At 55.6% G+C, this 20,931-nt stretch carries 22 protein-coding genes and 1 pseudogene; 14 read left to right on the forward strand and 9 right to left on the reverse strand.

What is annotated here, in order from left to right; translation table 11 throughout:
* Nucleotides 1-58 precede the first annotated feature (58 nt).
* From EH164_RS01175 to EH164_RS01215, 10 genes and pseudogenes are all read left to right on the forward strand, one after another.
* Nucleotides 59-830 (forward strand): annotated as a pseudogene (locus tag EH164_RS01175) (RHS repeat-associated core domain-containing protein); the annotation flags it as partial.
* A 325-nt stretch (nucleotides 831-1,155) separates the two neighbouring features.
* Entirely contained in the window at nucleotides 1,156-1,467 is a 312-nt protein-coding gene (locus EH164_RS01180) for a hypothetical protein (protein ID WP_124967076.1), read from the forward strand.
* Nucleotides 1,468-1,625: 158 nt separating this feature from the next.
* Nucleotides 1,626-2,381 (forward strand): RHS repeat-associated core domain-containing protein, encoded by a 756-nt coding sequence (locus EH164_RS22870; RefSeq protein ID WP_370276874.1) that lies wholly within the window; start codon nucleotides 1,626-1,628, stop codon nucleotides 2,379-2,381.
* A complete protein-coding gene (locus EH164_RS01190) occupies nucleotides 2,375-2,986 on the forward strand; it encodes a hypothetical protein (protein ID WP_124967077.1) in 612 nt (203 codons plus the stop codon). The genes EH164_RS22870 and EH164_RS01190 overlap by 7 nt, the downstream gene beginning before the upstream one ends.
* A 43-nt stretch (nucleotides 2,987-3,029) precedes the next feature.
* The gene (locus tag EH164_RS22840; RefSeq protein ID WP_255411424.1) at nucleotides 3,030-3,164 is read left to right on the forward strand and encodes a hypothetical protein; all 135 of its coding nucleotides are present in this window, start codon (nucleotides 3,030-3,032) and stop codon (nucleotides 3,162-3,164) included.
* 29 nt (nucleotides 3,165-3,193) lie between these two features.
* Nucleotides 3,194-3,589 carry a hypothetical protein gene (locus EH164_RS01195; protein WP_124967078.1) on the forward strand — a complete coding sequence of 132 codons (396 nt, stop codon included), beginning with the start codon at nucleotides 3,194-3,196 and terminating at the stop codon, nucleotides 3,587-3,589.
* Between the two features lie 131 nt (nucleotides 3,590-3,720).
* A complete protein-coding gene (locus EH164_RS01200; protein ID WP_124967079.1) occupies nucleotides 3,721-4,050 on the forward strand; it encodes a hypothetical protein in 330 nt (109 codons plus the stop codon).
* 83 nt (nucleotides 4,051-4,133) lie between these two features.
* Nucleotides 4,134-4,520 carry a hypothetical protein gene (locus EH164_RS01205; protein WP_124967080.1) on the forward strand — a complete coding sequence of 129 codons (387 nt, stop codon included), beginning with the start codon at nucleotides 4,134-4,136 and terminating at the stop codon, nucleotides 4,518-4,520.
* A 328-nt stretch (nucleotides 4,521-4,848) separates the two neighbouring features.
* The gene (locus tag EH164_RS01210; RefSeq protein ID WP_124967081.1) at nucleotides 4,849-5,349 is read left to right on the forward strand and encodes a hypothetical protein; all 501 of its coding nucleotides are present in this window, start codon (nucleotides 4,849-4,851) and stop codon (nucleotides 5,347-5,349) included.
* A 305-nt stretch (nucleotides 5,350-5,654) separates the two neighbouring features.
* Complete coding sequence (locus EH164_RS01215; RefSeq protein ID WP_370276876.1) at nucleotides 5,655-7,547, forward strand: methyl-accepting chemotaxis protein; 1,893 nt, start codon at nucleotides 5,655-5,657, stop codon at nucleotides 7,545-7,547.
* Nucleotides 7,548-7,587: 40 nt separating this feature from the next.
* Here EH164_RS01215 and EH164_RS01220 read toward each other — a convergent pair whose 3' ends face one another.
* The 9 genes from EH164_RS01220 to EH164_RS01260 form a co-directional block, all read right to left on the reverse strand.
* Nucleotides 7,588-8,580, reverse strand: coding sequence for an alpha/beta fold hydrolase (locus EH164_RS01220; protein WP_124967083.1), 993 nt, complete (start codon nucleotides 8,578-8,580; stop codon nucleotides 7,588-7,590).
* A gap of 17 nt (nucleotides 8,581-8,597) precedes the next feature.
* Nucleotides 8,598-9,392 carry an SDR family NAD(P)-dependent oxidoreductase gene (locus tag EH164_RS01225; RefSeq protein ID WP_124971205.1) on the reverse strand — a complete coding sequence of 265 codons (795 nt, stop codon included), beginning with the start codon at nucleotides 9,390-9,392 and terminating at the stop codon, nucleotides 8,598-8,600.
* Nucleotides 9,393-9,466: 74 nt separating this feature from the next.
* Nucleotides 9,467-9,880, reverse strand: coding sequence for a nickel-responsive transcriptional regulator NikR (nikR, locus tag EH164_RS01230; RefSeq protein ID WP_124967084.1), 414 nt, complete (start codon nucleotides 9,878-9,880; stop codon nucleotides 9,467-9,469).
* Nucleotides 9,862-10,653, reverse strand: coding sequence for a nickel import ATP-binding protein NikE (nikE, locus tag EH164_RS01235; protein WP_124967085.1), 792 nt, complete (start codon nucleotides 10,651-10,653; stop codon nucleotides 9,862-9,864). The genes nikR and nikE overlap by 19 nt, the downstream gene beginning before the upstream one ends.
* Nucleotides 10,650-11,414 carry a nickel import ATP-binding protein NikD gene (gene nikD, locus EH164_RS01240; protein WP_124967086.1) on the reverse strand — a complete coding sequence of 255 codons (765 nt, stop codon included), beginning with the start codon at nucleotides 11,412-11,414 and terminating at the stop codon, nucleotides 10,650-10,652. Before nikD ends, nikE begins: the two co-directional genes overlap by 4 nt.
* Entirely contained in the window at nucleotides 11,414-12,247 is an 834-nt protein-coding gene (nikC, locus tag EH164_RS01245; RefSeq protein ID WP_124967087.1) for a nickel ABC transporter permease subunit NikC, read from the reverse strand. The genes nikD and nikC overlap by 1 nt, the downstream gene beginning before the upstream one ends.
* On the reverse strand, nucleotides 12,247-13,188 hold the full coding sequence (gene nikB, locus EH164_RS01250) for a nickel ABC transporter permease subunit NikB (protein ID WP_124967088.1): 942 nt from the start codon (nucleotides 13,186-13,188) through the stop codon (nucleotides 12,247-12,249). Before nikB ends, nikC begins: the two co-directional genes overlap by 1 nt.
* Entirely contained in the window at nucleotides 13,185-14,756 is a 1,572-nt protein-coding gene (gene nikA, locus EH164_RS01255) for a nickel ABC transporter substrate-binding protein (RefSeq protein WP_241174995.1), read from the reverse strand. Before nikA ends, nikB begins: the two co-directional genes overlap by 4 nt.
* 196 nt (nucleotides 14,757-14,952) lie before the next feature.
* Entirely contained in the window at nucleotides 14,953-15,813 is an 861-nt protein-coding gene (locus tag EH164_RS01260; RefSeq protein ID WP_124967090.1) for a LysR family transcriptional regulator, read from the reverse strand.
* Nucleotides 15,814-15,911: 98 nt separating this feature from the next.
* Here EH164_RS01260 and EH164_RS01265 point away from each other — a divergent pair, with 98 nt between their 5' ends.
* From EH164_RS01265 to arnA, 4 genes are all read left to right on the forward strand, one after another.
* Complete coding sequence (locus EH164_RS01265) at nucleotides 15,912-16,421, forward strand: phenolic acid decarboxylase (RefSeq protein ID WP_023482074.1); 510 nt, start codon at nucleotides 15,912-15,914, stop codon at nucleotides 16,419-16,421.
* Between the two features lie 410 nt (nucleotides 16,422-16,831).
* On the forward strand, nucleotides 16,832-17,968 hold the full coding sequence (gene arnB / locus EH164_RS01270) for a UDP-4-amino-4-deoxy-L-arabinose aminotransferase (RefSeq protein WP_124971208.1): 1,137 nt from the start codon (nucleotides 16,832-16,834) through the stop codon (nucleotides 17,966-17,968).
* 1 nt (nucleotide 17,969) lies between these two features.
* On the forward strand, nucleotides 17,970-18,953 hold the full coding sequence (arnC, locus tag EH164_RS01275; protein ID WP_042713194.1) for an undecaprenyl-phosphate 4-deoxy-4-formamido-L-arabinose transferase: 984 nt from the start codon (nucleotides 17,970-17,972) through the stop codon (nucleotides 18,951-18,953).
* Entirely contained in the window at nucleotides 18,950-20,929 is a 1,980-nt protein-coding gene (arnA, locus tag EH164_RS01280; RefSeq protein ID WP_124967091.1) for a bifunctional UDP-4-amino-4-deoxy-L-arabinose formyltransferase/UDP-glucuronic acid oxidase ArnA, read from the forward strand. The genes arnC and arnA overlap by 4 nt, the downstream gene beginning before the upstream one ends.
* The last annotated feature ends 2 nt before the right edge of the window (nucleotides 20,930-20,931 follow it).

Here is a 20,931-nt window from a genome sequence, read left to right on the forward strand (position 1 = left end):
GAATCGTTACATCTCTAATCAGGCGTTTTCATAAATTTTGCAATTGGATGAACAATAGCGTTTCTGGTATGACGCCGCGGACAACCGCACCACGCCGGAACTGCAGCCGGTGTGGAACAACCTGCTGAAACGCCTGGACGGCGTGAGCCGTGAGTACGACGGTTTCGGACGCATGACCGTGCGCCACGACACGCACCGGAGAGTGACGCAGCGCTTCAGCTATGACGACGAGCACCGCATCAGCCGGGTGGAAATCGACGGCGATGCGGAGTTCACAAAAGCAGAATACCGCTACGACGCCCTGGGCCGCCGCACGGAGAAACAGGTGTGGCGCCGTCATGCCCGTAAACCGGAGCGCACGCAGTACGCCTGGTCCGGCCTGCAGATGGTGGGCGAAACCAGCGACAGTCACCCGGACGCGGCGGTGCAGTATATCTACACCGAAAACAGCTATGAACCGCTGGCGCGCGTCGACAGCCACGGTGATCACGCAGACATCTTCTGGTATCAAACGGAACTGAATGGCCTGCCGGACAGCGTGACCGACAGCAACGGCGACACCGTCTGGCGCGGCGCTTCCACCGCCTGGGGCCGCAGCCTGCGGGAAAGTACACCGGTCGAGTGGGACACCCCGCAGAACCTGCGCTTCCAGGGCCAGTACCTGGACCGCGAAACGGGCCTGCACTACAACACCTTCCGCTACTACGACCCGGCGGGCGGGTGTTACACCCAGATGGACCCGATTGGTCTGGCGGGCGGTCTGAACACGTATACCTATGTGGTTGATCCGCTGGGGTGGGTGGATCCGTTGGGACTCTTGCCTTGCGCGAAAAAAATCCATGCACTGAGAACTGGTGGGAAAAATACTATTGTCGAAGTTAGGACAAAAGCGGAAGCGGATGAGTTGTTACACGCTGCATTTCCCGGTTATCAGAAGGTTAAGGGAGTTGGGCCGCAAGATGCCATTGGTGTGCGAAAGAAAAGAAAAATGGATCGTTTTAAAGAGGGCGGTGCTTACCATAAAGATTATGCAATTGATCCTAATACGGGAAGAGTAAGAGGCCATGCACCTAGTGATGATCATGGCACATATCCCCACATAAACATTAAACGTACAGACGGTGTTAAAGTCGTAATTAATATTACAGGTGGTTTATGAGTAATGATAAAAACTTAATTGAAAAAATCGAGAAAGGGCAGCAAGTAGGACAGCGATTTTCATTTTCACACAATGGAAAGATATTCTGGTCTTCAGTTGGAATTCAAAAGTGGGAAGGGAAATATAAGGTTTTTGTAGATGAGATCCTAGATGAAAATATGGATGCGGAAGACTATGAACGAGAAGAGATAATTGCTTTCGAATCTATTGAGGCTGCTTTTGAATTCATACAAAACAGCACTCAGGCAGATCTCAAAAAACTAGCACCATGTAAAGGTCAAAAAATATTCAATCCACGATTTAATTAAATAATTAAGAATTGCTTTAGTATATTTTACTGGACTGTAATTTAAAAGAATTTAGAGAATATAAGATAAATAGGTTTGAGCGCCACACCGAGAAACAGGTGTGGCGACGCCATGCCCGGAAACCGGAACGCACGCAGTACGCCTGGTCCGGCCTGCAGATGGTGGGCGAAACCAGCGACAGTCACCCGGACGCGGCGGTGCAGTATATCTATACCGAAAACAGCTATGAACCGCTGGCGCGCGTCGACAGCCACGGTGAGCACGCGGACATATTCTGGTACCACACGGAACTGAACGGCCTGCCGGACAGCGTGACCGACAGCAGCGGCGACACCGTCTGGCGTGGGGCTTCCACCGCCTGGGGCCGCAGCCTGCGTGAAAGCACACCGGTAACCTGGGACACCCCGCAGAACCTGCGCTTCCAGGGCCAGTACCTGGACCGTGAAACGGGCCTGCACTACAACACCTTCCGCTATTACGACCCGGCTGGCGGGTGCTATACGCAGATGGACCCGATTGGTCTGGCGGGCGGGCTTAACACCTATACCTATGTGGTTGACCCGTTAGTTTATGTTGATGTCCTTGGGTTGAGCTGTACTGTAATCAAGGCAAAAAGTAGGACTGACGCGTTAAGAAAAGCTCGGCAGCATGCTCAGGTTCCCAGAATCAGTCGTGGGGGGGAAAATATTGCTATGGATGATTTGAACTCAACCAGCCGAGGGACTAAGTGGAATGTTATGAAGAAGGATAAAGCTCAATCTTTGGGGCGGCGCAATCCTAACGGAAAGAATTACTGGTTTGAACATCCGGATGGTCATCCTGATGCAGGAAAACCTGGGGTCCCGGAGCATCATTCCAGCGGACATATACATGCAACAGATCCTAAAGGTAATGAGGTTGTTTTTACATGGTAAATAAAAAATTAGAAAGGTTGATGAAATTTCCTGTTTCAAACTGGATAGCTGATGTTAATAAGCTCGCGGGCAAGATACCCTCTTGCGCATATTGTATTTGTTATCAATTTGGTTTAAATGAAGATAACTATGGGCCTTATGGCTTTAGCACTTCTTCATCAGAGGGCTTACTGAGAATTCTTTTTCCTGAACCCTTCTTCTATGACAAAGATAATTTGGAACTTAAGCAAACTTCAAATTTTGGCAAATCTGGTATTTATTTTTATGGCGAAACTGCAAAGGAAATTAATAGTGAGTTAAAGGAATATAAAAAAGCATCCCTTAAAAAAAGACTCTTAGTTAATAAAGGGCAGGGCGCTGATTTCTCTATTAAAGCTCCAGCTATTGTTGGTCTATATGAAGATAATAAAGTTTGCGAGGCGGTTCTAACTTCTTTTATACAAAGAAAATATTCTTTTTTCTTTAGTTGCTTTTTAACTCCAATGGCAGGGCAAACTTTCATTTTTTTTGAAAGTGATATATGGGAAAAGGCACGTTCCTATTGCGAAGTAAATGGGGTTCAGATTTTTGAAGCGAATTCAGTTGATGAACTCAGTTCATGGTAAACTTCGATAAATTGAGTGGTTTTTTTAATTGAATGAGTACGTCTTGTCCGGCCTGCAGAAATTGGGCAAAACCAGCGATATTCACCCGGACGCCGCGGTGCAGTATATCCACACCGAAAACAGCTATGAACCGCTGGCGCGGGTCGACAGCCACGGTGAGCATGCGGAAACTTTCTGATATCACACAGCCAAAATCGCAGAATAAATATGGAAAAAATCAACAATAGCTATATCTCGATGATTTGGCAGGCACTTTCTGAAGATCCAAATATGGATGCTTCCCTTGTTGGTTTAAACTTATCCAATGAAAAAAGCTTATCATTAGCCCTCCGGGAGTTAATAAATCCGTTTTATGATAACTTCCCTTGTTTTATAAAAGGCAGATGCAAAAATAGTCTTGCATATGCGATTAATTTCTATGATGAAAAAATGCTTTCGCGTCTTTATGAGTCTGCCATTCCGCTTTTTGACCCGCCTAACAACATGAGTATGAAACAGCTTTATATAACCGTTTGGGAATGTCTCTTTCCGGGGGAGAGTTGTTTGATAAACAATCCAGAGGAATACGTAGAAATCCCCTTTAATGAGTTATACAAAAAATAGCATAATTTAGGTGTGGCTTAAACATAGCTCTGTCTTTCTTATCTCCCCAGTTATGCCCTAAAATCATCAGAGTATTGCTCTTGATGTTTAGTTTGTCCTGAATTTATCAATAACATCCAGGAGGCAGTAAATTGAAATTATTAAAAGAAAATGAAGAGATCTCTTTGTCAGGAGATGAGGCCATTAAAATATTAACAGATGTTGAATATATTCTTATTTCATTGCGAGATATCGCCAGGCATTATTACGATAACGTCGATGGTAAGATTACATCTGAGAATAGACCTTCCTATTGTGAAGAAACCACAAGATTTATAGATGAAAATGAGATTACTAAAAAATTAGCAAATATAAGAAGAGTGATTAGCGAGAAATTTAACCTTAAGCCAGGCGATGATGAGATGGATGATATTGAAAGAGAATTAGAAAATATTCGTTATTGGAAGCCGCGTTCGGAGTAGAGTATTGATAAATTGGAGTTTTGTTAGAGTTATTTATCGGCGCTGCTTTTTTATGAATAGTAATACTATATTGGATTTTTATCGTGGTCATTAAAAAGAGCACTCTTAAAGATGGTTTTATTTTTATAAATGACGATAACCCAGGTGAGTCCGTTATAGTTAATTTCTATACTTTTGTTAGCCTTGTCAAAGGCATAATGATCGCTTATGGTAACAAATCAGAAGACGAGGCCGAATCTATAATTAATAACGCACCTATGCTAACCGCGCCACCCCAAAATTATCTGGAAGCTTGCTTGCTGGGGCACGAGGAAGAATATTATTGGGCTATGGTTATTTCGCATGTTGATCGATATTTTGAAAAAGGGTTTAGTTATGCTGCGCCTGATAGCTACGATGAGTGGGAAAGTAAATATATAAATGATAACAATCTCAAAACTAATGCGCTGATATTTAAAGATGAATCTTGACTACAGGGATTACGATGAGGATTTCATACTGGCAAATAAATGTATACGGGCGCTGGAGAAAATACAGGACCAAAATGCTATTGAGAAAATGGAATCATCAGCCAGCGCTGATAATGAATTAATCCGTCAATATGCCCAAAAACACTTAAACTGAGTTCGGCGCTAAAGCAGAGTAAGCTTATTGGATTGGTTGATCTTTAAGGCGTGAAGGCGCGCTATCCGCAACAAGTCGCGCTTCTTAAGACCTTACTTATCTCTTCTGGCAGACCAAATTGACAACCACACCTCGCCACGCTAGTTTTCCCGAAAGCCCTCGACCTGTTAAACCATGATTGATTTTAACGCCGATATTATTAGCTTCACCTCGCTTGCCAATATCTGTCTCGGGCATTCCGTGGATATTTACCTTGAGGAGATGCTTACCCGCTTTACTGTCGAGACGAAAGAGTACCCCTCTTCATCGCCATTGGGCGGCGATATGCACGGCTATTTTCTTGATGACCACACGGTATCGATCTTTACCGATGCGAACGACATCATCGTCTCCGTCGTCTGTAACCAGAACTATCACGGGAGATATCAGAACAGGCTCTATTCCGGTATCACCATGGAGCGGCTTACGCTTCTTAGCAAAAGCGTCCTGCTGATTAACGGCGCCCTGATTGTTGATGGTGATTACGGGCTCGCTTTTTCTCTCCCTTCGCCTTATGACGAAATTGCCGATCATCTCCAGCACATCCCCGGCGATCTGCAAATTTTTGAGATTGTCGTCAGCGACCACTCTTCCTGGGCACCACAAGCTTCACGTATAGGACGTAAAAAAAAATGAATAACAGCCTCGCGTTCAAAGCCTCCATCATCTGACTTTCCCCGAACGTTACACGCGCTTTCTCGCCGCACTGCCGCTGAGAGTATCGACCAGCTGCTCGCCTGAGCATTTTGCCTTTGATTTTCCTCACAAAGCCCTTTCCAGTACTGCCCGCCCGCGCATCACACAAAAATTTAATTTAAAGCCGGTATAACTTTTGCGCACATTCTTCCGATATATCCGTCATGCGCCCCGCGCCACGCCATATCGGAGAAGTTATGTCAGTCAAAAGAAACACCGGGAAAAAGCTCAAAGCCAGGACGCTGATGTTGATATCCATCTTTGTCACGATAACCGCCGGTTTTCTTGTGACCATTGGCCTGCTGATATGGCAAGCGATGGCGCAACAGGAGGCGTTGGCGAAGAAACATCTGCAACAGATCGCTCAAACCGAAACCCTGCAAGTGAGCCAGCAGCTTGATTCCGCGCTGGTTGCTGCGCGCGATGTCGGTAACAGCGCCTGGTCACTGCGTGAAGCGGGCCTTGCGGATCGCAAAGGCCTGGATCAGCTCCTGCGTGACTACCTGCATGCGCACAGCGATTTCCTCTCAATGTCGCTGGCGTTTGAACCCAACGCTTTCGACGGCAAAGATGCCGAATTTGCCGGCAAACCGGAGCAGGATCCTGCCGGGCGCTACGCCCGTTATGTTGATCGTGATTCGGCAGGCAACCCGTCTCTGCACAACCTGCTCGATTACGAAACGCCGGGCAGTGGCAACTATTATGTGTTGCCGCGCCAGCGCCAAAAAGAGGTGATCATCGAGCCCTATATCTACCCCTACAACGGGGTCGATGTGATGCTTACCTCCATCGCCGCGCCGATTATGCGCAACGGTAAATTCCAGGGTTCGGTCACGTCCGACTTCTCACTGGCGACGTTGCAAAAACGGATTAGTGCCATTAAACCGTGGGACGGCGTCGGCTATGCCGTGCTGCTGTCGGCGGAGAATAACGTCGTCTCCAGCACGGATAAAGCGGCCATCGGCAAGCCCTACAAGGGCAGCATTACGGGCAGCGAGGTGGTGCGTTTTAACGATCCGCAGCTCGGCGAACCAGCATTCATCACCTGGCGCACCATTGCGGTCGGTAACAGCGGCACGCCGTGGAAGCTGGCGATTATCACCCCGGTCAGCGTGGTGATGGCGGAAGCCTGGCACTTCCTGATGAACGCGATTGTGATGATGGTGCTGAGCATTATTATCGTCAGCCTGGTGGTGGCGCTGGTCTTTACCCGCAAAGTCGCGCGCCCGGTGGGCGGTGAGCCATCCGAAGCGGCGGAGATCGCTCTCTCGGTTGCACAGGGCGATCTCAGCAGCATCATCCCCGTGCAGAGGGGCGACAGTAGCAGCATCTTCTACGCGCTGCACGCCATGCAGGGGCAGTTGCACCGCATTGTCAGCACCATTACCGATGCCAGTAACTCGGTGCGTGCGGGCAGTAGCGAAATTGCCGCCGGTAACCTCGATCTCGCTTCACGCACCGAAGAGCAGGCGGCGGCGATTGTGCAAACCGCGGCGAGCATGGAGCAGATTGCCGTCACGGTGAAAAATAACGCCGACAACGCCCACAAAGCGACGCGTCTTACCGAGCAGGCGACGGACATTGCCGGGCAGGGCGAAGCGCTGGTCGACGAAGTGGTCGATGTCATCAATAAAATCGACGAAAGCGCGCAGAAGATCGGCGATATCAACAGCATCATCGACGGTATCGCTTTCCAGACCAATATCCTCGCGCTGAACGCCGCCGTGGAAGCGGCGCGCGCCGGTGAGCAGGGTCGTGGCTTTGCGGTGGTTGCGGGTGAAGTGCGCAGCCTGGCGCAGCGCAGCGCCAATGCGGCGAAAGAGATCTCAACGCTGATTGATGAGTCGACCGGGCGCGTCAGCAAAGGCGTAGCGCTGGTGAATGAAACCGGCGCGATGATGAAGCAGATCATCGAGGCGGTGACCAATGTTCACCTGGTGATCAACGAAATCGTGCAGGCGCTGGATGAGCAGACCAAGGGCATCAACCAGGTCAGCGTGGCGGTAAACCAGATGGATAGCGCCACCCAGCAGAATGCCTCGCTGGTGCAGCAGATCTCCGCCGCGGCCATGTCGCTGGAGGAGCAGGCGAAATCTCTGGAAGAGACGCTGGCCTTCTTCACCGCGCGTCAGGTGTAATGCAAAGGCCCGCCTGGAGCGGGCCTTTCTCTTTAATGCGTCACTTTGCCAGATCGTCGAGCAGCGCCCGGTGAAACGTCGCCGGGTCCTGCATCTGCGGCGCATGGCCTAAGCCATCAAACTCCACCAGCCGGGCATTGGGGATCAGTTCCGCGGCCTCTTTGCCCAAGACCTTGTAGTTGCCGACTGCCTTTTTCACCTCCGGCGGCGCATCATCGCTGCCGGGCGCGGTTGTATCGCCGGTGCCGATAAACAGCGTAGTGGGCACGCGTAAATCCTTGAACTCATAGAACACCGGCTGGGTGTAGATCATGTCGTAGATCAGCGCCGAGTTCCACGCCACGCGCGTCTTGCCCGGCCCGTTGTTTAACCCCGCCAGCATCTCAACCCATTTATTGTATTCCGGCTTCCATTCACCCATGTAATAGGTCTTCTGCTCGTAGGCTTTAATGCTCTGCGCGGTGGTTTTCAGCTCGCGCTGATACCACGCGTCCACGCTGCGATAGGGCACGCCCTTCGCCTTCCAGTCCTCAAGGCCAATCGGGTTAACCATCACCAGCTTTTTCGTCTCTTGCGGGTACATCAGCGCATAGCGCGTCGCCAGCATGCCGCCGGTAGAGTGGCCGATAATCACCGCTTTTTTCACTCCCAGCTTCGCCAGCAGCTGATGGGTATTCTCCGCCAGTTGCTGGAAGCTGTACTGGTAATTGGCCGGTTTAGTGGAGGTGCAGAAGCCAATCTGGTCGGGGGCAATCACCCGGTAACCGGCCTCATGCAGCGCGGTAATGGTGCTCTCCCAGGTGGCGGCGCAAAAGTTTTTGCCGTGCAGCAATACCACGGTTTCGCCGTTCGGTTTATCGGCGGAGATATCCATATACCCCATGCTTAAAGGCTGGCGCTGGGACTGAAACTCAAAGTGCATCAGCGGCCACGGGTAGGTGAAACCTTCAAGCTGACCACCATATTCTGCGGACTGCGCCGCACCGGTGAAGAGCAACGCGAGCAGTAGCGCGCGGCGGGGAAAACGTCGCATACAACCTCCTGGCTCGTTTAAACGATATCGTCCACCACGCCGCCATCGACGCGCAGTGCCGCGCCGGAGGTTGCCGACGCCTGCGTTGAGCAGACATAAACCACCATATTCGCCACCTCTTCAACGGTGGCGGCGCGCTGGATAACGGATGAGGGGCGATTCGCCATCACAAACTCTTTCGCCAGCGTCTCCAGAGACTTACCGGTTCTCTCCATCTCTTCCTGCATCATGCCGGCGAAACCGTCGGACATCGTCGGCCCCGGTAATACGCTGTTAACCGTGACGCCGCTACCGGCAACAAACTTCGCCAGCCCGCGCGCCAGCGACAGCTGTGCCGTTTTGGTCACGCCGTAGTGGATCATATCGGCCGGAATATTCAGGGCGGACTCGGAGGAGATAAACACCACGCGGCCCCAGCCTTTATCGACCATCGCGGGCAGTAGCGCGCGTGCCAGCCGCACGCCGGACATCACGTTGGTCTGCCAGTAATTCTCCCAGGTCTCGTCATCGGTGGCGTAGAAATCTTGCGGGCCATAAATACCGGCGTTATTAACCAGGATATCAACGTCAGAGGCGGCTTTAAGCAGGGAAGCCACGCCTTCCGCCGAGCCAAGATCGGCAACGGCGGTACGCACGCGAGCGCCGCTCACTTGCTGGGTTAACGCCGCTTTGGCCTTGTTGACCGACTCGTCGCTGCGCCCGTTGAGGATCACCTCTGCGCCGCTCTGCGCCAGCCCGGTCGCAATCGCGAAACCAATCCCGCCCGTCGAGGCGGTAACCAGCGCTACTTTTCCGCTCAGATCAATCTTCATCATTCGCTCCTTGTCACGTGGATTTGGCAAATAAATAAGCCTGGCACATGTGGCGCGGTGCGGGCGAAAAAGCATCAGCTGTGACTATGGGGTTCCTGCGCCAGAGACTGTAAATGACCGTGGCGCACGCCGCGCTGGGCGATCACCTCATCGGCGAAGCGCTCAATCTCGCCGCGTTTGCCTTTTAGTACGGCGATCTCAAGGCAGTCGTCATGGCTGATGTGCACGTGCAGCGTAGCCACTGAGAGATCGTGGTGGTGATGCTGGGTGGCGATCAGGCGGCTTGCCAGTTCGCGCTTCTCATGTTCATACACGTAGGTCAGCACACCGAAGCCCGGTTTATCCTGATCGGCTGGAGCCTCCTGCGCCAGCGCGCCGCGCAGCAGATCGCGCGCGGCTTCTGAGCGGTTGTGGTAGCCGCGCCGCTGGCTCAGCGCGTCCAGGGCGGCGAGCAGATCGTCATCGAGCGTTAGGGTAACGCGTTGCATAGCGGGTTCCTCGGGCGGAGTGAAGGGAGGGCGGGTAACACCGCCTGTTGTAGCGCCCGGCCCGCAAGGGAGCTAAAGCGCAGCGGCGCACTGACGGTGACGTTTTCGACTATCTGCCCGGCCTCCATCACCAGCACCCGCTGGCAGAAGCGCTCCACCAGGCGCAGATCGTGGGTGATAAACAGGCACGCCGCGCCGGAGCGCTGTTGCAGGCGTTGCAGCAGGGCGATGATGCCGCTTTGCACCACGCGATCGAGGCTGGAGACCGCTTCATCCAGAATCAGCAACCCCGGCGCGACCGCCAGCGCCCGGGCGAGGCAGACACGTTGCAACTGCCCGCCGCTCAGCTGCATAGGGCGCTTCTCCAGTAGATCTGGCTCCAGCTCGACATCTGCCAGCAACTGCGTGATGCGCTGGAGCTGCTGCGCTTTGCTGAGCTTTGCCAGGTGGCGCAGCGGTTCACGCACGATGTCGCGCACTGTCATGCGCGGGTTAACCGCGCTAATCGGATCCTGAAACACCATCTGCACATCGCGGCGAAAATCGCGGCGCGCGGCACGATCAAGCGTCGAAAGTGGCGTTCCACGCCAGCAGACGTGGCCTTGCTCTGGCGCTTCCAGCCCGACCAGCAGACGCGCCAGCGTGCTCTTGCCGCAGCCGCTACGCCCGAGCAGGGCGACGGTTTCACCCTGCTTCAGGGTCAGGGAGATATTGCTCAGCACCTGTTGGTGGCGGTAAGCGTGCGAGAGTTGGTTAACGGTAAGAATCGTCATTGCGCAAGCTCCATGCCGTAGAGCGCCAGGTGCGCGCTCACTAACTGGCGGGTCAGCGGGTGCTGCGGCGCGTGAAAAATAGCCCCGACCGCGCCGCGCTCGATGATGCGCCCGTTATCCATCACCGCTACCTCGTCAGCGAGGCGCGCCACCACGCCCATATCGTGCGTCACCAGCAGCATGCCCGGCTGGCGCTGCTGCATCAGGGAATCGAGCAGGTCGAGGATATTGGCCTGGGCGATGGCGTCGAGATCGGTGGTCGGCTCATCGGCGATAAGAAAGGGCGCATCGGCCAGCAGCGCCAGCGCAATCATCACCCGTTGCAGCATGCCGCCGCTCATCTCAAAGGCGTGAAGGGCGAGAACCCGGCGCGCATCGCGCAGGCCGACCTGCTCCAGCGCGGCGATAGCGTGCGCTTCACTGAACGGTTTGCCCAGCGCCAGGCAGCTCTCCCGCGCGTGGTCAGCCATGGTTCGCAGCGGGTTAAAGGCGCTGCGTGGGTTTTGCATCACCGTTGCCACCGTCACGCCGCGCAGCGCCTGGGGGGAAACCGGCTGGCCGTCGATCAGCACCGCGCCCGCCGTTTGTCGAACGCCTGCGGGCAGCACGCCAAGCGCTGCCGCGCAGGTGAGGGATTTACCGCTGCCGCTGGCACCGACCAGCGCCAGCGCCTGGCCGCGCCGTAGGGTAAGAGAGAGATCGTCAACCAGCGGTTGTGCTGCCGAAAGAGAGAGGTTTTGCAAACTCAATTGTGTGGGCATCAGTGGGCATGCTCCGTGACCAGATGCGGATCGAGATGGTCGCGCAGCGCGTCGCCCACCAGGTTGAAGGCCATGACGCTCAGAAACAGCGCCAGCCCCGGCCACAGCATTTGCAGCGGCTGCGTCCAGATAAACTGCCGCGCGTCATTGATCATCACGCCCCACTCCGGCGTCGGCGCGCTGACCCCGAGGCCGAGAAAGGACATCCCGGCGACATGCAGCATCATATGGCCGATATCCAAAGTCGCCAGCACCAGCAGCGACGGCACAATCGCGCCCGCGAGGTGGTCGCGAAAAAGATGCAGATAACCCGCTCCGCTGAGCCGCGCTGCCAGCACATATTCACGGCTGCGCAGCGATAGCACCAGGCTGCGCACCATGCGCGCATACCATGCCCAGTGGGAGAGGGCGATGGCGATAATCACATTGGTCAGGCCGGTGCCGAGCACGCCCACCATAAAAAACGACAGGATCGAGGTGGGAAAGGTCATAAAGAGATCGGCGATACGCATGATGAACTGGTCAACGCGCCCGCCAAGCAGCCCGGCGCAGCCACCGGCGCCCAGCCCGAGGACCAGTACCAGCAGCAGGCAGCAGAGCACTGACCCGAGCGACACGCGGGTGGCGGCCAGCAGCCGGGAGAAGATATCGCGCCCGAGGTGATCCGTGCCGAGCCAGTGCTGGCTATCGGGCGGCAGCAGCCGCGCAGGCAGGTCGATAGCCTGCGGATCGAAGGGCAGCCACCACTGGCAGCTCAGGGCGATGATAAACAGCAGCGCCAGTATCAGCAGGGCGAGGCGCACCGGCCAGCGCGCGGTGTGGAGAAAGTGCATCAGCGCGCTCCTTCATGATGACGCACGCGCGGATCGAGCGCGGCGCTCAGCAGATCCACTGCCAGGTTGCAGAGGGCAAAAACCATCACCATCACCAGCGTAAAGCACTGGATCACCGGGTAGTCGCGGTTGAAGATCGCCGAGACAGCGTAGCGGCCAATACCAGGCCAGGCGAAGATGCTCTCAATAATCATCGTGCCGCCAATCAGCTCGCCAATATGCATCCCCAGCGCGGTGATCACCGGCAGCGACGCGTTGCGTAAAATATGCCGCCGCTCGGTCTGCTTCTCGCTTAGCCCGCGCAACCGCGCCCAGGTGACGTGGCGCTGCCCGGCGGCTTCCAGCAGGCTGGCACGCAGCAGACGCGCATTGATAGCCAGCGACATCAGTGCGATGGAGACGGCGGGCAGAATCAGGTGCTGCCAGCCGCCGTAACCGAGCGCGGGCAGCCAGTGCAGATGCACGGAAAAGAGCATCACCAGCAGAAACGCGAGCCAGAAGTTGGGCATTGAGACGCCAAGAAACGCCACCGCGCGGACAACAAAATCGGGCCATTTATCACGGTGTCGCGCCGCCCAGATACCGAGCGGCAGCGAGGTCAGCAGGATCAGCATCAGCGCCACCCCCGCCAGCTGCAAGGTGGCGGGCAGAAAGCGCAGCACATCCTCCAGCACCGGGCGCTGGGTGGCATAGGAGAGGCCAAAATCAAGATGCAGCGCGCGCCATAACCAGTGGGCGTACTGATCGGCTAACGGCTGATCCAGCCCGAGCGCCACGCGCGTGGCGGCAATCATCTCCGGCGTCGGCGGCAGGTTCGACAAGCGCAGGTAATCGAGCGCCGGGTCGCCCGTGCCGAGGCGCAGCAGCAGGAAAATGACCACCGAGGCGGCAAGGATCATCGGGATCAGTATCAGCAGGCGCTTTAACACGTAGCGGCTCATTGCGCGCTGCCCGGTTTGATCTGATCAAACGGGATCTCAGCGGCAACGGGCGCGAACGGGATCTCTCCAAGCTCCGGCTTCGCCACCACCATCGTCGACACATAGCTGATGGGCAGATAGACGGCATTGTTATGCAAGCGGGTGAGAATATCGCGGTAGAGCGCCTGCCGAGTGGCTTCATCGCGGGCGGTAAGTACTTCGCCAATTTCTTTGTCGATTAGCGGCTTGTCGGGCAACCCGTGCTGGGCCTGGTAATCGGCGTGCGAGGGTACACGCATCGAACTGATAAACGCGTGGGGATCGTAGGGTGCGCCCCAGCTGCGGTTGAAGATCATGCCGAAACGGCCGTCGCGCTGGCGGGCGTAGATGCTGCTCTCCTCTTCACCGACCAGCGCGATATCCACGCCCACCTGGCGCAGATTGGCCTGAATGATTTCCGCCATCGATTTGCTCAGCGCGTCGGTGCCGGTAAAGGCCAGCTCAATATGCAGCGGCTGGCCCGCTTTTTCGCGAATGGTTTTCCCGGCGGGCAATAACCAGCCCGCTTTTTCCAGCAGTGCATTAGCACGGGCGGGATCGTACTGGCGCGCTTTAAGGCCAATATTGGCGTAGGGCACGCCCGGAGCGAAAAGTGTATCGGCGACCTGCTGCGTACCGTACAGTGCGCCATTAATAAGGGTTTTTTTATCCACCGCGTAGTTCAGCGCTTCGCGTACTGCCAGCTCGTTGGTCGGCGCACGGGCGGAGTTGAGCGCCAGCATCACCGTTTCCACTGGCGCAGAGAGTTGGGTGCGCCACTGCGGGTTCTGGCGATAGCGGGCGAAGGTATCGAGCGTCAGCAGCCCTTCGTTGCCGTAGAGCAGGTCAATCTCGCCGGTTTCAAACGCCACGGCGCGGCTGGTGGCATCGGGGATCACCTTAATCACCACTTTCGCCAGCGCCGGTTTCGCGCCCCAGTAGCGCTCGTTGCGCACCATCACGTCATATTGATTCAGGGGTGACTCCTGCAAGACCCACGGCCCGGTGCCGATGGGGGCGACAATGCCGTTCAGGGTTTCATGGTTTTTAAACTGCGACGGGGCGATAAAGCGAAACGGGCGGGGCAGGGCAAGCTCTTGCAAGAAGGGGTAATAGGCACTTTTGAGCGTGATTTGTAACTGATTGGGGCTTAACGCTTTCACCTCGCTTATCTGGTTCACCAACTCCAGCCAGGCGTGGCGCGAGCGGTTATCCAGCACCGCGCGGAAGTTCTCCGCTGCCGCTTCGGCGTTAAAGGGTTCACCGTTGGAGAAGGTCACGCCGTCGCGCAGGGTGAAGACCCAGGTTTTACCATCGTCCGAATGGTGCCAGCCTGTCGCCAGCCACGGCCGCACCGTGCCGTCGGCCTGGTATTTCACCAGCGGTTCATAGACCATGCTCTGCGCGAACATCTGGTTCGGGGTGTAGAGGTGAGGGTTGAGCGGGCCGACATTCACCGGCCAGGCGGTGGTGAGAGTATCCGATGCCGCGAAAAGGGCAAACGATGCGCAGAGCAGCAGCAGAGCGCCAGCATAACGGTAGAAAAACACGTAAGCGTCCTGACGAAACGTCATTGGCGGGAAAGTATGACGATTTTAATTATTCATCATACGAATGAGATGTTCTGGATCAAATGGCGGGCGGTTGGGCGGGATTAATTTTCAGTGGGTGGAAGTGCGAATTGCCGGATGGCGGCTGCGCCTTATCCGGCCTACGGGTACGGGGCCTGTTTGTCGGCATGATGGCTCATTGTGCCTTAAACAACTGCAACAGCATCTCTACCTGCTCATCAAGCGGGGCGAGATCCTTTTTGACGATCAGATGCAGCGGCGTGGCGCGGCGTGCGCCGTGGTTGAGCGGCAACGCTTTCAACTGCCCGCTCGCCAGCAGCGGGGCAATACGCTCCTGCGGCAGCCAGCCGTAACCGACCTGATACTGCACCGCTTCGATGGCGGCATCAATGGTGGAAAAGGTCCACGCCTCCTGCGCAACCGGCGTCTGCCGGGCGTCGCTTTCGGCGATACGGATCTGCGGCCAGGCGGCAAGCATTGCTTCGCTCACCTGCTGCGCCGCGCTAAGAGGGTGATCGCGATGCGCCACGCAAACAAAATCGATATTCATCAGCCACTCGCCGCGCCCGGTCATATCCTGGCGGCGGGTCAGCACCATCACATCGGCCTGCGCGTAGCTCGGCGCATCGTCCGGGGCAGTCTCCAGCACTTCAGTCAGGCGCACCTGGGTTTGCGGATAGCAGTGCTGGAACTGGCGCAGGATGGCGAACAGCCGCGCGCGCGGAAAGATGCTATCGACCACCAGATCCAGCCGGGTGCGCATGCCATTTCGCAGCGTGGCGGCGCGGGTCTCTACCCACTCAAACGCTTTCAGCAGCGGCTTCACCTGGCTGAGCAGCAGTTCGCCCGCAGGCGTCAGCACCGCTCGTCGCCCCTCCGGTACCAGCAGCGCAACGCCGAGACGCTCCTGCAACAGCGCCAGGTTATAGCTGACCGAAGACTGGCTGCGGTGCGTCTCTTCCGCCGCTCTGGCAAAGCTGCCCAGTTCGACCACTTTTTGCAGCAGTGACCATTGTTCCAGCGTGCTCTTATGCATAACTCATCTAATTTTTGAATGAATTTGATGCAAATATAGCGTTATTCATTGGTTTTTTGCAGAGGTACGATCTCCTCAACAACAAGAGGAGATGAGATATGAGCAGCTTTGATAAACATGATTTGAGTGGCTTTGTCGGTAAACATCTGGTCTACACCTACGATAATGGCTGGAACTACGAGCTGTATGTGAAAAATGCCAACACTATCGATTACCGCATTCACAGCGGGATCGTGGCCAACCGTTGGGTGAAAGATCAGCGGGTCTATATCGTTCGCGTCGGTGAGAGCATCTATAAAATTTCCTGGACTGAGCCGACCGGCACCGACGTCAGCCTGATTGCCAATCTCGGCGATCGCCTGTTCCACGGCACCATCTTCTTCCCGCGCTGGGTCATCAACAATCCGGAGAAAACCGTCTGCTTCCAGAACGATCATATTGCGCTGATGGAATCCCTGCGCGAGGCAGGCCCGGCTTACCCGACGGAAGTCATTGATGAGTTTGCCACCATCACTTTTGTGCGCGACTGCGGCGAAAATAATGAGCAGGTGATTGCCTGCCCGGCCAGTGAATTACCGGCTAATTTCCCGCGAAACTTGTCAGAATAGTTTCACATTTATGTCGCTATTAACGGTGTGGCTAATGAAATAATTGTTTGCAGAAAAATAAGACTATTTTTGCTTTGTTGTCATTCCGTTTAAATAATTAAGATAACGCTCGTTCACTGCTTGAACGGGCGTTTTTTATTGCACTTTTTTGACAGTAATCACAGTATCAGAAACCTGCTGTATTATATATCGCTATGTTTTTAAAGGTTTTTATATTTTTATCTGAAGGTTAATTTCTTAATCTTGTCCTAATCTTTTGTTGCTACCCTCACCATTATCACTTTTTCGGTAAAAAGCACTGAAATCGTAGGTTCATTCTATTTTCATTTAAGTTTTGTGCGCCATTTTATTCCCATTACATGTTTCACTGTGGCAGGTTTCTAATATGCCGTTGATGCCAGGAAAAAATGATGAGTGAATTTTTACCCTTTTCACGCCCATCGATGGGAGAGGATGAACTCGCCGCCATTCAGCAGGTGCTGGCGTCGGGCTGGATCACCACCGGGCCGAAGAATCAGGCACTTGAAGCGGCATTTTGCACACTGACCGGCAACCAGCACGCTATTGCCGTCAGTTCTGCAACAGCGGGGATGCACGTCACGTTAATGGCGCTGGGTATCGGCGCGGGCGATGAAGTGATTACTCCCTCAATGACCTGGGTCTCTACCCTCAACATGATCGTGCTGCTCGGCGCGACGCCGGTGATGATCGATGTCGATCGCGACACGCTGATGGTGACGCCTGAGGCGATCGAAGCGGCGATCACACCGCGCACCAAAGCGATTGTGCCGGTGCACTACGCGGGCGCGCCGGTGGATATCGACGCCATTCACGCCCTCGGTGAAAAGTACGGCATTCCAGTGATTGAAGATGCCGCGCATGCGGCGGGCACTTACTACAAAGGCCACCACGTCGGCGCACGTGGTTGCGCGATCTTCTCCTTCCACGCCATCAAAAATATGACCTGCGCTGAAGGCGGGCTGGTGGTAACCGATGACGAAGCGCTGGCAAACCGCATTCGCAGCCTGAAGTTTCATGGTCTCGGCGTCGATGCCTATGACCGCCAGACCCACGGCCGCGCGCCGCAGGCCGAGGTGATTTCGCCGGGCTTTAAATACAACCTCGCGGATATTAACGCCGCTATTGCGCTGGTACAGCTCGACAAACTGCCGGCCGCCAACGCCCGCCGTCAGGAAATTGCCCAACGCTATCTGAATGAACTGGCAGCGACGCCATTTCAGCCGCTGGCGCTGCCGTCGTGGCCGCATCAGCACGCCTGGCATCTGTTTATTATTCGCGTCGACGAGCAGCGCTGCGGCCTCTCCCGCGATGCACTGATGGAGCGGCTAAAAGCGCAGGGTATCGGCACCGGCCTCCATTTTCGTGCGGCGCATACCCAGAAGTACTACCGCGAAAACTTCCCGACCGAACTTCCCAACACGGAGTGGAACAGCGCGCGTATCTGTTCCCTGCCGCTCTTTCCGGATATGACCCATGACGACACAACCCGCGTCATTGACGCGCTTAAACAGATCGCAGGCTGCTGATATGTTCACCCTCCCGCTTATCGAAAAAGTCTCGGTGGTGATCCCGGTTTATAACGAACAGGAGAGCCTGCCGGAGCTGATCCGCCGCACCACCACCAGCTGCGCGCAAATCGGTATCGATTACGAAATCCTGCTGGTGGATGACGGCAGCAGCGATGACTCCGCGCGTATGCTGACCGACGCGGCCGAGCAGCCCGACAGCCATATCGTCGCGGTGCTGCTCAACCGCAACTACGGCCAGCACTCAGCGATCATGGCCGGTTTCAGCCATGTTACCGGCGATCTGGTGATTACCCTGGATGCGGATCTGCAAAACCCGCCGGAGGAGATCCCACGTCTGGTGGCAAAAGCCAACGAAGGGTATGACGTAGTGGGCACCGTGCGGCAAAACCGCCAGGACAGCCTGTTTCGCAAGCTGGCGTCGCGCGGCGTTAACCACCTGATCCAGCGCGCCACCGGGAAAGCGATGGGCGACTACGGCTGCATGCTGCGTGCCTATCGCCGCCATATCGTTGACGCGATGCTGCGCTGCCATGAGCGCAGCACGTTTATCCCGATCCTCGCCAACACCTTTGCCCGCCGGGCGGTTGAGATCCCGGTGCAGCACGCCGAGCGTGAATTTGGCGACTCGAAATACAGCTTTATGCGCCTGATTAACCTGATGTACGACCTGGTGACCTGCCTGACCACCACGCCGCTGCGTCTGCTCAGCGTGTTTGGCAGCGCCATTGCCCTGTTTGGCTTTTCGCTGTCACTGCTGCTGGTCATTCTGCGGCTGGCGTTTGGCGCGCAGTGGGCGGGGGAAGGGGTGTTCACGCTCTTCGCCATTCTCTTCACTTTTATCGGCGCACAGTTTATCGGCATGGGCCTGCTTGGGGAGTATATCGGGCGCATCTACAACGATGTGCGCGCCCGTCCCCGCTACTTTATTCAACGCGTTGTCCGCCAGGATCATGATGTTTCGCAAGAGGAAAAGAACCAATGAAAGCCGTTGTTTTTGCTTATCACGATATGGGATGCGTCGGTGTGCAGGCGTTACTGGATGCCGGGTTTGATATCGCCGCGATTTTCACCCATGCCGACAACGCACAGGAAAACGCCTTTTTCGGCTCGGTGGCGCGCCTTGCCGCCGAGCGCGGTATCCCGGTTTATGCCCCGGATGATGTTAACCATCCGCTGTGGGTCGACCGTATTACCGAGATGAAGCCGGAGGTCATTTTCTCGTTCTACTATCGTAACCTGCTCGGCGAAGCGATTTTGAACAGCGCGCGGATTGGCGCGTTTAACCTGCATGGTTCACTGCTGCCCGCCTATCGTGGACGCGCGCCGCTGAACTGGGTGCTGGTGAATGGCGAAACGCAAACCGGCGTCACGCTGCACCGAATGGTCTCCCGCGCGGATGCCGGGGCGATCATCGCCCAGCAAGCGGTTGAGATTGCCGACGCCGATGACGCACTGTCGCTGCACCGTAAACTGACCGAGAGCGCAAAACATCTGCTGGAAGGGATTTTACCGACGCTGAAAAGCGGCACCTTCAGCGAAACCGCGCAGGATGAGAGCAAGGCGAGCTATGTTGGCCGCCGCACGCCAGAAGATGGGCGGCTGGAGTGGGAAAAACCGGCGAAAACTCTGCACAACCTGGTGCGCGCGGTGAGCGATCCGTGGCCGGGCGCGTTCAGCTTTGTCGGCACGCACAAATTTATCGTCTGGAAATCCCGCGTGCGCAGCGACGTTGCGCCCGCACGAGCGGGAACCGTTATCTCCGTCGCGCCGCTGATTATCGCCTGCGGCGAGGGGGCGCTGGAGGTGATGACCGGCCAGACGGAGAAAGGCGTTTATATGCAGGGCGCACAACTGGCGCAGTCGCTGGGACTGGTAGCCGGGGCGCTGTTGAGCAGCAAACCGGTAGTGGCGGTAAAACGCCGCACTCGCGTGCTGATCCTCGGGGTAAACGGCTTTATCGGCAACCACCTGACGGAGCGCCTGCTGCGCGACGATAACTACGAGATTTACGGCCTCGACATCGGCTCCGACGCCATCGGACGTTTCCTCGACTGCCCGCGTTTTCACTTTGTCGAAGGCGATATCAGCATCCATTCCGAATGGATTGAGTACCACATTAAAAAATGCGACGTGGTGCTGCCGCTGGTGGCGATAGCCACGCCGATTGAGTACACCCGCAACCCGCTGCGCGTTTTTGAGCTCGATTTTGAAGAGAACCTGAAGATCATCCGCGACTGCGTGAAGTACAACAAACGCATCATCTTCCCGTCGACCTCGGAAGTGTACGGCATGTGCACCGACAAAGTGTTTGATGAGGATAACTCGAACCTGGTGGTCGGGCCGGTAAGCAAACAGCGCTGGATCTACTCGGTGTCGAAACAGCTTCTCGACCGTGTGATTTGGGCATACGGCGAGAAAGAGGGGCTGCGTTTTACGCTCTTCCGTCCGTTTAACTGGATGGGCCCGCGTCTGGATAACCTCAATGCCGCGCGCATCGGCAGCTCCCGCGCCATCACTCAGCTGATCCTCAACCTGGTGGAAGGCTCGCCGATCAAGCTGGTTGAAGGCGGAAAACAGAAGCGCTGCTTTACTGATATCAGCGACGGCATCGAAGCGCTGTTCCGCATTATTGAAAACCGCGACGGGCGCTGCGACGGCGAGATTATCAATATCGGCAACCCGGATAACGAAGCCAGTATTAAGGAGCTTGCCGAGATGCTGCTGGAGAGCTTTGAGCAGCATCCGCTGCGCCACCGCTTCCCGCCTTTTGCCGGTTTCCGTGACGTTGAGAGCAGTAGCTATTACGGTAAAGGCTACCAGGATGTTGAGCACCGCAAACCGAGCATTCGCAACGCCAAACGCTGCCTGCATTGGGAGCCGACGGTGGCGATGCGCCAGACCGTTGATGAAACGCTCGACTTCTTCCTGCGTACGGTCGAACTGACGGATGAGCAATAAGC

It is taken from the genome of Kosakonia sp. CCTCC M2018092 (assembly GCF_003864115.1).
Classification (GTDB): domain Bacteria; phylum Pseudomonadota; class Gammaproteobacteria; order Enterobacterales; family Enterobacteriaceae; genus Kosakonia; species Kosakonia cowanii.

Coding starts and splice junctions, on each gene's coding strand:
- EH164_RS01180 (WP_124967076.1), top strand. CDS start 1,156: ATGAGTAATGATAAAAACTTAATTGAAAAAATCGAGAAAGGGCAGCAA.
- EH164_RS22870 (WP_370276874.1), top strand. CDS start 1,626: ATGGTGGGCGAAACCAGCGACAGTCACCCGGACGCGGCGGTGCAGTAT.
- EH164_RS01190 (WP_124967077.1), top strand. CDS start 2,375: ATGGTAAATAAAAAATTAGAAAGGTTGATGAAATTTCCTGTTTCAAAC.
- EH164_RS01195 (WP_124967078.1), top strand. CDS start 3,194: ATGGAAAAAATCAACAATAGCTATATCTCGATGATTTGGCAGGCACTT.
- EH164_RS01210 (WP_124967081.1), top strand. CDS start 4,849: ATGATTGATTTTAACGCCGATATTATTAGCTTCACCTCGCTTGCCAAT.
- EH164_RS01215 (WP_370276876.1), top strand. CDS start 5,655: ATGTTGATATCCATCTTTGTCACGATAACCGCCGGTTTTCTTGTGACC.
- EH164_RS01220 (WP_124967083.1), bottom strand. CDS start 8,580: ATGCGACGTTTTCCCCGCCGCGCGCTACTGCTCGCGTTGCTCTTCACC.
- EH164_RS01225 (WP_124971205.1), bottom strand. CDS start 9,392: ATGAAGATTGATCTGAGCGGAAAAGTAGCGCTGGTTACCGCCTCGACG.
- nikR (WP_124967084.1), bottom strand. CDS start 9,880: ATGCAACGCGTTACCCTAACGCTCGATGACGATCTGCTCGCCGCCCTG.
- nikE (WP_124967085.1), bottom strand. CDS start 10,653: ATGACGATTCTTACCGTTAACCAACTCTCGCACGCTTACCGCCACCAA.
- nikD (WP_124967086.1), bottom strand. CDS start 11,414: ATGCCCACACAATTGAGTTTGCAAAACCTCTCTCTTTCGGCAGCACAA.
- nikC (WP_124967087.1), bottom strand. CDS start 12,247: ATGCACTTTCTCCACACCGCGCGCTGGCCGGTGCGCCTCGCCCTGCTG.
- nikB (WP_124967088.1), bottom strand. CDS start 13,188: ATGAGCCGCTACGTGTTAAAGCGCCTGCTGATACTGATCCCGATGATC.
- EH164_RS01260 (WP_124967090.1), bottom strand. CDS start 15,813: ATGCATAAGAGCACGCTGGAACAATGGTCACTGCTGCAAAAAGTGGTC.
- EH164_RS01265 (WP_023482074.1), top strand. CDS start 15,912: ATGAGCAGCTTTGATAAACATGATTTGAGTGGCTTTGTCGGTAAACAT.
- arnB (WP_124971208.1), top strand. CDS start 16,832: ATGAGTGAATTTTTACCCTTTTCACGCCCATCGATGGGAGAGGATGAA.
- arnC (WP_042713194.1), top strand. CDS start 17,970: ATGTTCACCCTCCCGCTTATCGAAAAAGTCTCGGTGGTGATCCCGGTT.
- arnA (WP_124967091.1), top strand. CDS start 18,950: ATGAAAGCCGTTGTTTTTGCTTATCACGATATGGGATGCGTCGGTGTG.